General features: G+C 69.3%; 16 protein-coding genes. 5 read left to right on the top strand and 11 right to left on the bottom strand.

Going from position 1 to position 14,674, the window contains the following annotated elements; translation table 11 throughout:
• The first annotated feature begins 18 nt into the window (after window positions 1-18).
• Window positions 19-1,665, top strand: a complete 1,647-nt coding sequence (locus HQ314_RS13385) for a type VII secretion protein EccE (RefSeq protein WP_222650298.1) — start codon at window positions 19-21, stop codon at window positions 1,663-1,665.
• Here the strand turns inward: HQ314_RS13385 and HQ314_RS13380 are convergent.
• From HQ314_RS13380 to HQ314_RS13330, 11 genes are all read right to left on the bottom strand, one after another.
• A complete protein-coding gene (locus tag HQ314_RS13380; RefSeq protein ID WP_222650297.1) occupies window positions 1,630-2,172 on the bottom strand; it encodes an NADPH-dependent FMN reductase in 543 nt (180 codons plus the stop codon). The two genes, HQ314_RS13385 and HQ314_RS13380, sit on opposite strands and share 36 nt — an antisense overlap.
• A gap of 11 nt (window positions 2,173-2,183) precedes the next feature.
• Window positions 2,184-3,023 (bottom strand): tRNA pseudouridine(38-40) synthase TruA, encoded by an 840-nt coding sequence (truA, locus tag HQ314_RS13375; protein WP_222650508.1) that lies wholly within the window; start codon window positions 3,021-3,023, stop codon window positions 2,184-2,186.
• A 62-nt stretch (window positions 3,024-3,085) separates the two neighbouring features.
• Window positions 3,086-3,673: a 50S ribosomal protein L17 gene (gene rplQ, locus HQ314_RS13370; RefSeq protein ID WP_027503821.1), complete on the bottom strand. Its 588-nt coding sequence runs from the start codon at window positions 3,671-3,673 to the stop codon at window positions 3,086-3,088.
• A gap of 39 nt (window positions 3,674-3,712) precedes the next feature.
• On the bottom strand, window positions 3,713-4,774 hold the full coding sequence (locus tag HQ314_RS13365; protein ID WP_027503822.1) for a DNA-directed RNA polymerase subunit alpha: 1,062 nt from the start codon (window positions 4,772-4,774) through the stop codon (window positions 3,713-3,715).
• A gap of 117 nt (window positions 4,775-4,891) precedes the next feature.
• Entirely contained in the window at window positions 4,892-5,497 is a 606-nt protein-coding gene (rpsD, locus tag HQ314_RS13360) for a 30S ribosomal protein S4 (RefSeq protein ID WP_027503823.1), read from the bottom strand.
• A 20-nt stretch (window positions 5,498-5,517) separates the two neighbouring features.
• Window positions 5,518-5,931, bottom strand: a complete 414-nt coding sequence (rpsK, locus tag HQ314_RS13355) for a 30S ribosomal protein S11 (RefSeq protein WP_027503824.1) — start codon at window positions 5,929-5,931, stop codon at window positions 5,518-5,520.
• The gene (gene rpsM / locus HQ314_RS13350) at window positions 5,931-6,305 is read right to left on the bottom strand and encodes a 30S ribosomal protein S13 (protein ID WP_027503825.1); all 375 of its coding nucleotides are present in this window, start codon (window positions 6,303-6,305) and stop codon (window positions 5,931-5,933) included. Before rpsM ends, rpsK begins: the two co-directional genes overlap by 1 nt.
• A gap of 173 nt (window positions 6,306-6,478) precedes the next feature.
• Window positions 6,479-6,592 (bottom strand): 50S ribosomal protein L36, encoded by a 114-nt coding sequence (rpmJ, locus tag HQ314_RS13345; RefSeq protein WP_009679193.1) that lies wholly within the window; start codon window positions 6,590-6,592, stop codon window positions 6,479-6,481.
• 99 nt (window positions 6,593-6,691) lie between these two features.
• Window positions 6,692-6,913, bottom strand: coding sequence for a translation initiation factor IF-1 (gene infA, locus HQ314_RS13340; RefSeq protein ID WP_005140011.1), 222 nt, complete (start codon window positions 6,911-6,913; stop codon window positions 6,692-6,694).
• Window positions 6,914-7,054: 141 nt separating this feature from the next.
• Entirely contained in the window at window positions 7,055-7,474 is a 420-nt protein-coding gene (locus HQ314_RS13335) for a glyoxalase/bleomycin resistance/extradiol dioxygenase family protein (RefSeq protein ID WP_222650296.1), read from the bottom strand.
• The gene (locus HQ314_RS13330) at window positions 7,471-8,319 is read right to left on the bottom strand and encodes an AraC family transcriptional regulator (RefSeq protein ID WP_222650295.1); all 849 of its coding nucleotides are present in this window, start codon (window positions 8,317-8,319) and stop codon (window positions 7,471-7,473) included. The genes HQ314_RS13335 and HQ314_RS13330 overlap by 4 nt, the downstream gene beginning before the upstream one ends.
• A gap of 74 nt (window positions 8,320-8,393) precedes the next feature.
• Here HQ314_RS13330 and HQ314_RS13325 point away from each other — a divergent pair, with 74 nt between their 5' ends.
• From HQ314_RS13325 to HQ314_RS13310, 4 genes are read left to right on the top strand one after another with little or no spacing between them, the layout of a single operon-like run.
• Complete coding sequence (locus HQ314_RS13325) at window positions 8,394-9,080, top strand: hypothetical protein (protein ID WP_056442559.1); 687 nt, start codon at window positions 8,394-8,396, stop codon at window positions 9,078-9,080.
• A 3-nt stretch (window positions 9,081-9,083) separates the two neighbouring features.
• Entirely contained in the window at window positions 9,084-10,034 is a 951-nt protein-coding gene (locus HQ314_RS13320) for an ATP-binding cassette domain-containing protein (RefSeq protein ID WP_222627359.1), read from the top strand.
• Window positions 10,031-10,810: an ABC transporter permease gene (locus tag HQ314_RS13315; RefSeq protein WP_222650294.1), complete on the top strand. Its 780-nt coding sequence runs from the start codon at window positions 10,031-10,033 to the stop codon at window positions 10,808-10,810. The genes HQ314_RS13320 and HQ314_RS13315 overlap by 4 nt, the downstream gene beginning before the upstream one ends.
• Window positions 10,807-14,667, top strand: a complete 3,861-nt coding sequence (locus HQ314_RS13310) for an ABC transporter ATP-binding protein (protein ID WP_308119399.1) — start codon at window positions 10,807-10,809, stop codon at window positions 14,665-14,667. The genes HQ314_RS13315 and HQ314_RS13310 overlap by 4 nt, the downstream gene beginning before the upstream one ends.
• Window positions 14,668-14,674: the final 7 nt, after the last annotated feature.

Below are 14,674 nucleotides of genomic sequence, written 5' to 3'. Positions count from 1 at the left end.
GACCGCAGAGAAGGAGCCATGGTGTCCGAGACTCGCCCGGGGATGACGGCCGCACGCGACGTCGTGGTGTCGCAGGCAGTGGCGCTCGGCGTGGCCGTCGCGCTCACGACGTCGGGAGTGCCTGCACGATGGGCGATCACGGCCGCAGTGGTCGTCGTGATCGGACTCTGCCTCCCCCGGGACGGGCGTCCTGTCGTGGGTCACCTCTCGGCGTGGCCACGGCTTCTCGCGCATCGACCGGTACCCGCGCGCACGGTGCTGTCGTTCGATCGTCCCGGCGGTCCGATCGGTGTGGTGTGGAACGGATCCGACCTGACGATCGTCGCGGAACTCCACGTCGAACCGGCTGCGGCCGGATGGTCGACGGTCGGCTCACGCGGAGCGACACCCGACGCCGTGGTGCCGCTCCGCGACCTCGTCCACCGACTGTCGCAGGGCACGGACGCGCCCACCCACCTGGGTGTCACCTCCGTCGGCACGCGTCCGGCACGGGGTCGCCGCGCCGCGGACTGCTACCTGTCCATGGCCGGACCGCTCGCGTCGGTGGCGCGGCGGCGAACCTTCCTCTCCCTCTCCACCGACGTCCACGAGGGTGAGACGGCCGCGGCGCGTCGGGGCGGAACTGCTGCTGGGCCGGTGCAGATGCTCGCCACGACCATGGCCCGACTGCAGCACGTCCTGCGCACCCACGGTCTCGTGGGCAGCCTTCTCACCGCCGATCAGATCCGTGCGGCGGATCTTCTGGTGACGAATGGGGTTCCCCTCCGTCACGTCCGTCCGCAGTGGCGCTTCGCCCGGCTCGGCGGATCGACCTGGCGCTCACGGCGGCTCGCACCGTCCGCCTGGACCGCGGCGGCGGTCGACTCGATCGGCGACCACGACGCGGACGTCACGAGTCTCGCCGTCCGGGCGGCTCTCTCGACCACCACCGAAGCGACGGCGACGGCCACCTACGGCTATCTGTCGGCCGAATTGCCGCAGCGCCGATCGATCCGGGTCGCGGGATCCAGCACGCTCGACGGCCTGCATCGACAGGGCCTGGAGGACGTCCTCGTGTCGACCGCCCGGCCGGCGACGCCCACGCACCCCGTCGAGGGAGCGCAGTGGAGCACCCTCGTGCTGCCGGTCGCGGGATGCGGTCAGGTCGTCGGTGTCGACTCCGACGGAACCACCGTCACCGCACGTGTGTTCGGGAAGGACGTCGACACCGTCGACGTCCACGGCGAGCTGTACGTGGTCCACCAGATCGTCTTCCGCGCCGTGGCCGTCGGTGCGGTGGTCCTGGTGATGACCGACCGACCCCATGCATGGCGCCATCTCGCCGTCGCGGTGGCGGATTCGGGCACCCTCTCGGTGGTGACTCCCGTGTCGGACGTCGAGTCCGGCACCGCGGTGGATCTGGTGGTCGCCGATCATGCCGGAGACAGACCGACTCCGGTACCGGGAACGGTGCTGCGGGTGAACCCTGCCTCGTCGACCGGCGGGACCGACATCGTGATCGACCAGTCCCCGGACGTCACCGACGAGGTGTCCCTGACGATGGCGTCGCGGAGCATCACCCTGCGGCTCGTCACCACCGCGGCCGAGACCGAGGCCATCGGTCGACCGCGGGGTCTCCCACGACCGGGCTCAGCCGCGCGGGTAGGGCTGACCGGCGCCCTCTGACCACCACAGCAACTGATCGATCATCCGCTGTGCGCCATCGATCGCGGCACCGTCGGACGTCTCACCGTGCGCGTCGAACGCCTTCTTCACTCGGGGGAACAGCACGGCGTCGCGCACGGATGCCATGTGCAGCTCCGCGACCACCTGGCGCAGCTGCTCCACAGCGCGCACTCCCCCGGCCGTGCCGCCGTAGGAGACGAAACCCACCGGCTTACCTCGCCATTCGAGCTTCACCGAGTCCAGTGCCAGCTTCAGCGATGCCGGGTAACCGTGGTTGTACTCGGGAGTGACGAGCACGAAGGCATCGCAGACGTCCACCCAGCGCGTCAGCTCGTCGACACCGGGGCCACCCGAGAGATCCATCGGCAGAACGACATCCGCGAGGTCGAGTACCCGGACCTCGAATCGCCCGTCCGCCGAGGCGCGGCGCACGAACCACTGAGCCACTGTGGGGCCGACACGCCCCGTCCGGACCGAGCCGATGATCACGCCGAGAACAGGAGCCATGTCTGAAGAGGCTAGCCGCAGCAGGCACCGGGCAACGACCGCGTTGCCCGGGTCGTGCGACTGCGATCGGCCAGCTCCGTATCGGCCGGGTAGTCGACGCGCACCAGCGACAGTCCGTGAGCAGGGGCCACGGTGATCGAGCTGGACCTGGCATCGCTGGACAACAGGCCGCGTACCCACGTGAGGTCCCGGCGTCCTTCGCCCACAGCCAGCATCGCCCCGACCAGGGAACGCACCATCGACCAGCAGAACGCGTCCGCGCTCACGTGCGCGGTGAGATCGTCGCCGTCCCGCACCCAGTCGAAGCGCTGCAGCTCCCGCACGGTGGTGGCACCGTCACGGCGCTTGCAGAAGGCGACGAAATCGTGGAGGCCGACGAGGGTCGACGATGCCTCCTGCATCGCCGCCACGTCGAGTGTGCGGGTCCACGGCACCACGAAACCCGCTCGGAGGGGCGGAGTTCCGTAGGGCGCGGTGGACAATCGATACTCGTAGTGCCGCCGCAGTGCGGAGAACCGGGCGTCGAAATCGTCGGACACGAACGTCACACGCAGGACGCGGACGTCCGTCGGCAGGAAACGCGCGAGTCGCCGCACCAGCAACGACGGGTCGGGTGCGCGGTCGGGATCGCGAGGATCGATGCGGGCCAACGCGGTTCGCGGCACGTCGACGTGGGCGACCTGGCCCTCGGCGTGCACGCCGGCGTCGGTACGTCCGGCGACCGTGAGTTCGAGTGGGGTACCGAAGATGGCGGACAGTCGCTGCTCGAGCACACCGCACACGGTCCGTTGGTCGCGTTGTCGAGCCCAGCCGGCGAAGGCAGTGCCGTCGTAGGCGACATCGAGACGCAAACGGGCGAGCCCGCCACCCCCGAAAGGGGTGACGGGCTCGCCCAGAGAGTCCGAGGACACTCTTACTTCTTGTCTGCCTCATCGGCGTTGGCCGCGTGAGCGTCCTCTGCCTCGACACCCTCGATGACGGCGTCTGCATTCTCGACCTGAGCGTCGGTTGCCTCGGCCTCGACGGCCTCGACGACGTTCTGATCGGATGCAGCCTCGTCAGCGGCGGTCTCGTCGTTCGTGGCGGCAGGCGCGGCCTGCGATGCCTGGACACGACGAGCACGGTCCGCCTCGTTGGACACCGTCTGCTCGCGAACGAGCTCGATGATGGCCTGAGGAGCGTTGTCACCCTTGCGGGGAACGGTCTTGATGATGCGGGTGTAGCCGCCTGCGCGCTCGGCGAAGTGCGGGCCGATCTCTGCGAACAGAGTGTGAACGACGTCCTTGTTGCGGATGTCCTTCATGACCTCACGACGGTGAGCCAGCGAGCCGGCCTTCGCGTGCGTGATGATCTTCTCGGCGTAGGGGCGGAGGCGCTTGGCCTTCGACTCCGTGGTGGTGATCCGTCCGTGCTCGAACAACGCCGTGGCCAGGTTGGCGAGAATCGCCTTCTGGTGCGACGCCGATCCGCCGAGACGGCGACCCTTGGTGGGCTTGGGCATGTCAATCTCTCCTGATCAAGAGCTCGGGACGCGAGTGCGTCAGAGCTGTTCGGTCTCGGCGTAGTCCTGCTCGGCGCCGTCGGCATCGCTCACGGCGGTGTCGGTGTCGCTCCAGGTACCGGTGGCGGCGTCGTATCCGGCGACAGTGCTCGGATCGAACGTCGCGGGGCTGTCCTTGAGCGAGAGGCCGAGCGAGTGCAGCTTGACCTTGACCTCGTCGATGGACTTCTGTCCGAAGTTACGGATGTCCAGCAGATCCGACTCGGTACGGCCGACCAGCTCGCCGACGGTGTGAACACCCTCGCGCTTGAGGCAGTTGTAGGACCGGACGGTGAGGTCCAGATCCTCGATCGGCAGACCGAAGGATGCGATGTGATCGGCCTCGGCGGGCGAGGGTCCGATCTCGATGCCTTCTGCTTCGACGTTGAGCTCACGGGCAAGCCCGAACAGCTCGACCAGGGTCTTGCCCGCCGAGGCGAGCGCGTCCCGCGCGGTGATGGAGTTCTTTGTCTCCACGTCGAGAACGAGCCGATCGAAGTCGGTGCGCTGCTCGACGCGGGTGGCCTCCACCTTGTAGGTCACCTTCAGCACGGGCGAGTAGATCGAGTCGACCGGGATACGGCCGATCTCGGCGCCCGACGCCTTGTTCTGAACAGCCGGAACGTATCCGCGGCCACGCTCGACGACGAGCTCGATCTCGAGCTTGCCCTTGTCGTTCAGGGTCGCGATGTGCAGATCCGGGTTGTTCACGGTGACGCCGGCCGGAGGAACGATGTCGCCTGCAGTGACAGTGCCGGGGCCCTGCTTGCGGACGTACATGGTGACCGGCTCGTCCTCTTCCGAGGACACGACGAGACCCTTGAGGTTCAGGATGATGTCGGTGACATCCTCCTTCACGCCGGGGACCGTGGTGAATTCGTGCAGAACGCCGTCGATACGGATGCTGGTGACAGCAGCGCCGGGGATCGACGAGAGAAGCGTGCGGCGAAGCGAGTTGCCGAGGGTGTACCCGAAGCCAGGCTCGAGGGGCTCGATGACGAACTTCGAGCGGTTGTCAGCGATGACCTCTTCGGTCAGCGTGGGTCGCTGAGAAATGAGCATTGATGTCCTCCTGGGAAGAGCGTCCGCTATTTGACGCTCGTGGTGGGGCGGTCAACGCCCCGTGCGCCTCGCGTGTTCCCGCAGGGGGAGGTCACGTGAGGCGCACGGGCCGATGGCCTACTTCGAGTAGTACTCGACGATGAGCTGCTCGGTCAGCGGGATGTCGATCTGCGAACGCTCCGGCTCCTGGTGGACCAGGATGCGGAGACGGTTCGGAACGACCTGCAGCCAACCGGCAACGGGACGATCGCCGTAGGTCTCGCGGGCGATCTGGAAAGGCAGCGTGCTCAGCGACTTCTCGCGGACGTCGATGATGTCGTACTGCGAGACGCGGTAGCTGGGGATGTCGACCTTCTTGTTGTTGACCAAGAAGTGGCCGTGCGTGACCAACTGGCGTGCCTGACGACGCGTGCGAGCGAGGCCCGCACGGTAGACGACGTTGTCGAGACGCGTCTCGAGGATGCGGAGCAGGTTCTCACCCGTCTTGCCCTTGAGGCGGTTCGCTTCCTTGTAGTACAGCGAGAACTGCTTCTCCATGACGCCGTAGGTGAAGCGTGCCTTCTGCTTCTCCTGCAGCTGGAGCAGGTACTCGCTCTCCTTGATACGCGCGCGGCCGTGCTGGCCGGGCGGGTACGGGCGACGCTCGAAGGCCTGGTCGCCTCCGACGAGGTCGACGCGCAGTCGACGCGACTTGCGGGTGATGGGTCCGGTATAACGAGCCATGTTCTGTTACTTCCTTCCCGCTAGACGCGACGGCGCTTGGGCGGACGGCAGCCGTTGTGCGGCTGGGGGGTGACATCGGAGATGGTGCCGACCTCGAGGCCTGCCGCCTGGAGCGAACGGATCGCGGTCTCGCGGCCGGAGCCGGGACCCTTCACGAAGACGTCGACCTTCTTGACGCCGTGCTCCTGCGCCTTGCGCGCGGCACTCTCGGCAGCGAGCTGAGCGGCGAACGGAGTCGACTTGCGCGAGCCCTTGAAGCCCACGTGGCCCGAGGACGCCCACGAGATGACGTTGCCCGACGGGTCGGTGATCGACACGATCGTGTTGTTGAACGTGCTCTTGATGTGAGCGCTGCCGTGCGGGACGTTCTTCTTGTCCCTGCGGCGCGTCTTCTGGGTCTTCTTCGGACCGGAGGTGCGTGACTTCGGGGGCATTACTTCGCCTTCTTCTTGCCGGCAATGGTGCGCTTCGGTCCCTTACGGGTGCGCGCATTGGTCTTCGTGCGCTGTCCACGGACGGGCAGACCACGACGGTGGCGAAGGCCCTGGTAGCAGCCGATCTCGATCTTGCGACGGATGTCGGCCTGCACCTCGCGGCGCAGGTCTCCCTCGACCTTGAGCGACTCCTCGATGTACTCGCGGAGCTTGGTCAGGTCCTCGTCGGTGAGGTCCTTGCTCCGGAGATCGGGGCTGACGCCCGTGGCGGAGAGAATCTCCTGCGAACGGGTACGGCCGATGCCGTAGATGTAGGTGAGTGCGATCTCCATGCGCTTCTCGCGCGGAAGATCCACACCGGCTAGACGTGCCATGTGGCGTTTTCCTTCATTCGTGCGGAGGTCTGCTCCCAGTCCGTCCCCATACATGTGGTGCTCGGGGCCCCGGCCTCCGCGGCCGGGGGTGTACTACCCGCGTGTGGGCAGCTGGTGCTGGGAGGTCTTCTTCTGGCATGTGGAGCCAAGTAGATCTTCGAGAGGGGGGTTGATCAGCCCTGACGCTGCTTGTGGCGCAGGTTGTCGCAGATCACCATGACCCGGCCGTTACGGCGGATCACTTTGCACTTCTCGCAGATCGGCTTGACGCTCGGCTTGACCTTCACGTCTGTTCGATCTCCTGGTCGCGTCCGAGGATCACGCGCGAACGCGTCGAACCTCGGACATGGTTGATCCCCGGCTCGCGAGGAACCGGGGACTCTTGACTACTTGTAGCGGTAGACGATCCGCCCGCGTGTCAGGTCGTAGGGAGACAGCTCGACCACGACGCGATCCTCGGGGAGGATGCGGATGTAGTGCTGCCGCATCTTGCCGCTGATGTGAGCGAGCACCTTGTGACCGTTCTCCAGCTCGATGCGAAACATCGCATTGGGCAGGGGTTCGACTACTCGGCCCTCGACCTCGATTGCGCCGTCCTTCTTTGCCATATCCTCCGCGATCCTGGTTTGCACACCTGATTGACGTCTCGTAACCACACTTCGTGCAGGCACGCGTGAACGCACCGACGTTCCATGTTACCGGGTCGGAGCGAGCAGGCCAAACCAGCCGTCCACAGGCGCGGAGCACCCTTAGCCCGAATGGCCCCGATAGGTGCCGAAGGACCAGTGCACCCCCTCGGGATCGAGGCAGGTGAAACCCTGGCCGCCGTAGTCCTCGTCGCGCAGGGGTTCCACGATACGGGCGCCGGCCTCGCGCGCGCGATCGTGCAGTCGCGTCAGTTCGTCCTGTCCCACGGCAACGTAGACGGCGCCGACTCCGGGCGGCAGGCCCGCGATGGTGCTGTCCGGTCGCGCCGAGCCGAGCATGACGGCTCCGCCGCCGGCGCGGACGAGCTCGGCGTGGTCGACGCGCTCCCCCTCGCCGTACACGGCGGCCTCGGTGAAGCCGAGGACGTCGACGAGGAAGGCGATCGCGGCACGCGCGTCGTCGTAGCGGAGTGCGGGCCAGACGACGGTCGGGGTGGTCTCGGTGTGCTGTGTCTCGGTCATGCCGTCGATCCTGTCGCCGCGGAGGTGCGCTCGTCTTGTACGGATGCGAACACCTCGTTCGCACGCCACACCGAGGGCGCCGATCCCGCCAGCGCGCGCCAGTCCCGTGCCATGTGTGCCTGGTCGAAGTAGCCGCAGACCGACGCCACCTCGGCGAGCCGGGGCGGTTCGGCCACCCGCAGCATCGCGTGCGCTCGGGCGAACCGCCCCAGCCGGACCGCGTCCCGCGGCGTGACGGCGTACTCGGAGGCGAACGCGGTCTCGAGGCGTCGACGGCTCCATCCGACCTCCGCGGCGACCTGCTCCACCGACATCGCGGTGGGACCGGTGGTCCGCGCCCACGCCCGCTCCAGCCGGGCATCCGGTTGCGGGGCCCGGCCCAGTCGCGCGCACAGCGTGCGGTCCAGCAGCGCGAATGCCTCACGCCATCCGGTCGCTGCGTGCACGCCGTCGAGAAGCCGAGCGGCATCGCGCCCGAGCAGGTCCTCCAACGGCACGATGTACTGGCGCAACTCGGCGGGCGGGACGTGGAGCAGCGCGCGGCACCCCGCCGGCGTCACCGTGATCTGGACACCGTGCTGCTCGCCGTCGTGCTCGATCACGACGGGTTCGGTCCCCAGACCCGACGCGAGGGCACCGAACTCCCCCGGCCGCTGATCCGCCATCGCGGTGCGGGAGATCGTGAGCGGTGGCCCGATCGGCAGAATGATCGTCAGGTCGACGGACGGCATGCCGACGTGCGAGCCCGGCGCGAAGCCGGAGAGGCGGTACCCCTCGTAGCGACGCACGAGGCCGCGGAGTGGCCGGGACGGCACCGCGGTCGCGCCGTCCGACACGGCTGTCATGGGCACACGGTAGAACGGTACGAGCGAGGCCGCACGGCATTCGTGCACACGCTGCGGACGAGGAGGACCGATCGATGGCCGAGGATCCAGGACGCGTCGAGAAGGCGTTGGTGTCGATCCTCGACAACGGGAGCCGACTGCAGGGCCCCGCCGTCGAGAAGTACGTCTGGCGAATTCGCCGCGCGCATCCCACCGAGTCGCCGGCGCAGATCATCGGTCGCCTGGAGAAGACGTTCCTGAACGCCGTGACGGGAAGCGGCGGGGCTGCCGGGGCCACCGCCGCGGTGCCCGGCATCGGCACCGTCGCGTCGGTCGCTGCCGTCGGCACCGAGACAGCCTTCTTCGTCGAGGCCTCCGCACTGCTCACCCTGTCGGTGGCCGCTGTCCACGGCATCGCCGTGCACGACCACGAACAGCGGCGTGCGCTGGTGCTGGCGGTCGCTCTCGGTGAGTCCGGCCGGGAGATCGTCGGCAGGACACTGGGCCGCGGCAACGTGGGCCGCGTGCTCACCGCCGGGATCCCCGGCGCGAACCTCGGCAGTCTGAACAAGCGGCTCGTCCGCAAGTTCGTCGCCAAGTACGCCGCGAAGCGAGGGGCGGTCATGCTCGGCACGCTGCTGCCCGCGGGCATCGGAGCCGTCATCGGCGGAGCCGGCAACCGCGCCTTGGGCAAAGGCGTCGTCACCAATGCACGGGACGCCTTCGGGCCGCCGCCGGCGCGGTGGCAGGACGCACCGGGCGTCGTCGAGCCGGACGCCTGACGCGTGCACGTCACCACCGAGACGAGCCCCGGACACGCGCTCGAGGCGCGTGACCTCACCAAGACGTACGGAACCGCGGTCGCCGCCGCGCGGATCGGGTTCGTCGTACCGCGCGGATCGGTGACCGGGTTGTTCGGACCCGTCGGTTCCGGCACGTCGACCACGCTGCGAATGCTCCTCGGGCTCGTACAGCCCGACGAGGGTGCGGCGCTGGTGGAGGGCCTGCCGTACGCGGCACTCGTCGAGCCGGGCCGCGCCGTCGGTGCCGTGCTCGGCGGCGGCGGCGCGCACCCCCGCCGCACGGCGCGCGCACACCTGCGCACTCTCGCGCCCGTCCTCGGTGTCGCCGACTCCCGTGTGGAGGAGGTGCTCGCACTCGTCGGTCTGCACGACGTCGCCGGTCGCCGCGTCGGCGAGTTCTCTCTCGGGATGCGGCAGCGCCTCGCGCTCGCGGCGGCACTGCTCGGCACACCTCGCATCCTCGTGCTGGACGAGCCGACCGACGGTCTCGACCCCGGCGGCATCGTGTGGCTCCGCGACTTCCTGCGCGGATTCGCTCGTGCGGGCGGCTCCGTTCTGGTGTCCGGCCACGTTGTTCGCGAGCTCGAGGCGGTCGTCGACCACGTCGTGATCCTCGACCGCGGCTCGGTCGTCTTCCACGGCAGTATCGGTGAGCTCCGCGGTACCCGTCCCGCCCGAATCCTGGTGCACAGTTCGAACCCCGCCGCCCTGGCACTGGGCCTCGCCGCGTCCGGCCACACCGACGCCGTGCTGGGTCCCGACGGCCGACTCGTGGTCACCGGTGTCGGCGAGGCCGTGATCCGGTCGACGGCGCACGCGTCCGGGGTGACCGTCCACGGAACCGTGGTGTCCGCCGTGGACCTCGAGCAGATCTACCTGTCCCTCACGACCCCAGTCGGTCCGCATCCCGCCCTCACCGGAGCTCGGCGATGAGCCCCACGGCAGGCGGTCTGCTCCGAGCGGAGATCCGCCGGGTCGGATCGTTGCGGTCGTGGTGGGCACTGGGTCTACCGCCCGTGCTGATCGGCGGATTCGCCAGCGCCGTGTACGCCGCCATCGCGTCGTCGGACGCGCTCACCGGCGTCGACGACGCCAATCGCGTCGCCGCTCTCATCGGGTTGTACGTCACCGTGGGCGTGTCGGTGCTGTTCGCCGCCGTGTTCGGCGCGGTGCACGCCGCGACCGACCTGCGCCACGGCGCCGCGTCCACGACCTTCCTCGCCGCGCCGCGTCGCGGTCAGGTGGTGGCCGCCAGGATTCTCGTCTCGGCCGCCGTCGGTGCCGCGTACGCCGTGGTGTCCGTCCTCGTCAGCGTGGCGTCGCTCGCACTGTTCGGGGGCAACACAGTGGTGGACGACGGACTGGTGATCGCGGTCTGTCTTCTCGGCATCGTCGTCTCCGCGCTGTGGTGTGTCCTCGGCTGCGGGCTCGGGCTGCTCACCGGCTCCCCTGCCATCGCGGCGATCGTCGTGGTCGCGTGGCTACCGATCGGAGAGCTCGTCGTGATCGCGGTGCTCAGCGGCATCGGCGCGGAGGCGGTCGCCGCCCTGCTCCTCGGAGCCACCACCGTCGCGATCATGGCAGCGGACAAGGGGACGGACGGCGACATGCTGCTTCCGTTCTCCGCTGCCGTCATCGGACTGCTGCTGTGGACCATCGGCATCGCCGGAGCCGGGTGGCTGCGCACCACTCGCCGAGACGTGACGTGAGCACTCCCGATTCGCGAGGGTGGATCCGCAGGCTGGCGTCGGACTGCTTCGCTCATCGCCGCGTCGCGGTGGGCGCACTCGCGGTGACCTTCGTGGCCGCTGCCATCGACATCATGTTCCCCCTCCTCACCCGCGCCGCCGTCGACGGCGCGTCGGCCAGCCGCACCGACCACATCGCCACCATCGCCGCGGCCATCGCGGGACTGGCCGTCGTCCGCTTCGCGTGCCAGTTCGGGCGGCGCCTCCTCGCCGGCGCCCTGTCCATCGACGTGCAACACGGACTGCGCCAACGCCTGCTCGCGTCGCTGCACCGCCTCGACGGCGAGCGGCAGGACGAGGTACAGGTCGGTCAGGTGGTGTCGCGCTCGATCACCGACCTGCAGCTGGTGCAGGGTCTGCTCGCCATGGTCCCGTTGTCGGCGGGCGCCCTGCTGCAGTTCGTCCTGGCTCTCGGCGTGATGGCGTATCTGTCGCCGCTGCTCACCCTGGTGGCGCTCGCCGTCGTACCGGCCATCAGCGTGCTGGTGGTCCGCATGCGCCCCACGCTGTACGCGGCCACCTGGTCGGCCCAGCAGCAGGCCGCGGAACTGGCCGGGCACGTGGAGGAGACGGTCACCGGTGTGCGCGTGGTCAAAGGCTTCGGCCAGGAATCGCGTGCCGTGGACACGCTGGAGCGCATCGGCCGGCGGCTGTACGCCGAGCGCCTGCGTGCCGCCGTCGTGAACTCCCGATTCGCCCCCGGCATGGCGGCGCTGCCGCAGCTCGGTCTGGTGGGTGTGGTGGCCCTGGGCGGATGGTTGGCTCTGTCCGGTTCCATCACCGTCGGCACGTTCCTGGCCTTCGCGAGTTACGTCGCCACGATGGCCGCCGTGACCCGGACACTCACGTCCGTCGTGGTCATGGCCCAGCTGTCCCGTGCCGCGGTCGAACGGGTGTACGGCGTCATCGACACCCGGCCGGCGCACGAGGAACCCGAGAATCCGGTACCGATCCCGGACGGACCGCTGGGGCTGCGTCTGCGCGACGTCCGATTCGGTTTCGACCCCGACGCCCCCGTGCTCGACGGACTGGACCTCACGGTCGCGCCGGGCGAGACGGTGGCGGTGGTGGGCCCCTCCGGCAGCGGCAAGTCGACCCTGTCCATGCTGCTGCCGCGGTTCTACCGACCGTCGTCGGGCAGCATCGTGCTCACGTCCGAGAACGGCGACGTCGACATCGCCGACCTGTCCGCCGACGACCTCCGCGCGGCGGTGTCGGTCGCGTTCGACGATCCGTTCCTGTTCTCCTCCAGCGTCGCGCGCAACATCGCCCTCGGTGCCCCCGACGCGTCGGAGGCGAGTGTCCGCGACGCGGCCACGCGCGCCATGGCCGACGACTTCGTCCGCGACCTGTCCGACGGTTACGACACCACGGTGGGTGAGCGCGGGCTCTCGCTGTCCGGTGGCCAACGCCAACGCATCGCGCTCGCGCGGGTCCTGCTGTCCTCCCCGCGCGTCCTGGTCCTCGACGACGCCACCTCGGCCGTCGATGCCCGCACGGAGGCAGCGATCTTCGACCGGCTGCGTTCCGGTCCACGCCGGACGACGGTGGTGCTCGCGCACCGCCGGTCGACGCTCGCGCTGGCCGATCGCGTCGCCGTCCTGGACCGGGGGCGCATCGTCGACATCGGCACCGAGGCCGAACTCGACGAGCGTTGCCCCCTGTTCCGCGCGCTGATGTCCGGCGCAGGCGAGAAGTCCGAGCCGGCGCAGGACGACGTTCCCGCCGACTCGCTGTGGCCGGACGACGGCGACTCCACCGAGTTCGCGTCCTCACCCGCCTCCCGCGCGAGCGCGGACGGCGCGGCTGCCGGCGTCCCTCCCGGCCCGGGCGGTCACATGGCGTCGTCACTCGGCGGCGCCGTGCCCACCGAGGCCATGACCGAGATCCTGACCCGACTCGCCCCGGCCGACGAGGACCCGCGCGTCGACACCGCGACGGCTCGGCGGGACGAGTCGACGTTCACCCTGCGGCGCACCCTCGCCCCCGTCGCCGGACTGCTCGCGGTGGTCATGGTCTGCCTGGCGTTCGACTCGGCCGTCACCATCGCCTTCCCGTCGATCGTGCGGTTCGCCGTCGACCACGGTGTCGCCGAGAGGTCCACCGGAATCCTCGCGGCGGTGTCGGGCATCGCGCTGGCGCTGGTGATCGTCGACTGGCTCGTGGTCCGCACCATGACGGTGGTGACCGCGCGGGCCGGTGAGCGCGTGCTCTTCGGGCTCCGCGTCCGCAGCTACGCGCACCTGCAGCGTCTCGGCCTCGACTACTACGAGCGAGAACTGTCCGGCCGGATCATGACCCGCATGACGACCGACGTGGACGCGTTGTCGGCGTTCATGCAGACGGGTCTCTCGACGGCCGTCGTCAGCCTCCTGACGATCGTCGGCGTGTCGGCCGCCTTGATCCTCACCGACGGCGTCCTCGCCGCGGTGGCCCTGTCGGTCGTCCCGATCCTGGTGGTGGCGACGCTGGTGTTCCGCCGCATCTCCGCTCGCGCGTACTCGACGTCACGCGAGCGCATCTCGGCCGTCAACGCGGAGTTCCAGGAGAACGTCACCGGACTACGGGTCACGCAGGCGTACCGGCATCAGACGGCTGCGGCACGCTCGTTCCTCGCCCGCTCCGAGTCGTACCGCCGCAGCCGGATGCGGTCGCAACGGGCCATCTCGGTGTTCTTCCCGTTCATCGCGTTCCTGTCGGACCTCGCCCTCGCCGCCGTGGTCCTCGTCGGTGCGTACCGCGTGGCCGACGGGCGCACCTCGGCCGGCGCCCTCGTCGCCTTCGTGCTGTACCTGGGTCTGCTCTTCGGCCCCATCCAACAGTTGTCCCAGGTGTTCGACGGCTATCAGCAGGCGTCCGTGGGTCTCACTCGCATCGGTGACCTGTTGCGCACCCGCAGCTCGATCGAGCAGGCCGGGTCGTCGACGCCGGTCTCGGTCCCACCGCGACTGCGCGGCGACATCGCGCTGAAGGACGTCACCTTCCGCTACGCCGGGGCTCCGCGGGATGCGCTGACGTCGGTCGACCTGCACGTTCCGGCGGGATCGACGGTGGCACTGGTGGGTCGCACCGGCGCCGGCAAGTCGACCATCGTGAAGTTGATGGCGCGGTTCTACGACCCGACCACCGGGGACGTCGTCGTGGACGACGTGCCCGTGCGGTCGTACCCACTCGGCGACTACCGCCGACGTCTGGGAGTCGTTCCGCAGGAGGCGCATCTCTTCAGCGGCACCATCGCCTCCAACATCGCTTTCGGGCGTCCGGACGCGACGCGCGCCGACATCGAGAGCGCGGCCCGCGCCGTGGGGGCACTGCCCGCCATCGCCACACTCCCTCTCGGCATGGCGACGCCCGTCGGAGAACGTGGCCGCGGCCTCGCGGCGGGAACCCGGCAGTTACTGGCGCTGGCGCGCGCCGAGCTGGTCGATCCCGACATCCTGTTGCTCGACGAGGCGACGGCGACCCTGGACCCGGCGACGGAACGAGCCGTCCTGGACGCCGGCCGCACCGTGACCATCCGTCGGACATCGGTGATCGTGGCGCACCGCCTCGCGACCGCCGCGCGGGCCGATCTCGTCGTGGTGGTGGACGACGGGCGCATCGTGGAGAGCGGAACCCACGAGAACCTGGTGCGCTCGGACGGTTTCTACGCCGAACTATGGGAAACCACCGAGGGACGTACCACGGCTGCGAGTGGCGCGGGTCACGCAGCCGACGACGGCACGACCACGCCACACACCGGTGAAGCCGATCACAAGGGTGATCCGGACACACGGCCGCGGACCGAAAGGTCTAACCTTGATCGTGCCGTGCGCTGAGCGAGAA

The sequence above is a fragment of the Rhodococcus sp. BP-332 genome, from assembly GCF_019836065.1.
GTDB lineage: Bacteria > Actinomycetota > Actinomycetes > Mycobacteriales > Mycobacteriaceae > Rhodococcoides.
This window is presented reverse-complemented; position numbering and strand designations above follow the sequence as displayed.

Coding starts and splice junctions, on each gene's coding strand:
- HQ314_RS13335 (WP_222650296.1), bottom strand. CDS start 7,474: ATGACCGAGACACAGCACACCGAGACCACCCCGACCGTCGTCTGGCCC.
- HQ314_RS13330 (WP_222650295.1), bottom strand. CDS start 8,319: ATGACAGCCGTGTCGGACGGCGCGACCGCGGTGCCGTCCCGGCCACTC.
- HQ314_RS13315 (WP_222650294.1), top strand. CDS start 10,031: ATGAGCCCCACGGCAGGCGGTCTGCTCCGAGCGGAGATCCGCCGGGTC.
- rpsD (WP_027503823.1), bottom strand. CDS start 5,497: ATGGCTCGTTATACCGGACCCATCACCCGCAAGTCGCGTCGACTGCGC.
- rplQ (WP_027503821.1), bottom strand. CDS start 3,673: ATGCCCAAGCCCACCAAGGGTCGCCGTCTCGGCGGATCGGCGTCGCAC.
- infA (WP_005140011.1), bottom strand. CDS start 6,913: ATGGCAAAGAAGGACGGCGCAATCGAGGTCGAGGGCCGAGTAGTCGAA.
- HQ314_RS13365 (WP_027503822.1), bottom strand. CDS start 4,774: ATGCTCATTTCTCAGCGACCCACGCTGACCGAAGAGGTCATCGCTGAC.
- HQ314_RS13325 (WP_056442559.1), top strand. CDS start 8,394: ATGGCCGAGGATCCAGGACGCGTCGAGAAGGCGTTGGTGTCGATCCTC.
- rpsM (WP_027503825.1), bottom strand. CDS start 6,305: ATGGCACGTCTAGCCGGTGTGGATCTTCCGCGCGAGAAGCGCATGGAG.
- HQ314_RS13385 (WP_222650298.1), top strand. CDS start 19: ATGGTGTCCGAGACTCGCCCGGGGATGACGGCCGCACGCGACGTCGTG.
- HQ314_RS13380 (WP_222650297.1), bottom strand. CDS start 2,172: ATGGCTCCTGTTCTCGGCGTGATCATCGGCTCGGTCCGGACGGGGCGT.
- rpsK (WP_027503824.1), bottom strand. CDS start 5,931: ATGCCCCCGAAGTCACGCACCTCCGGTCCGAAGAAGACCCAGAAGACG.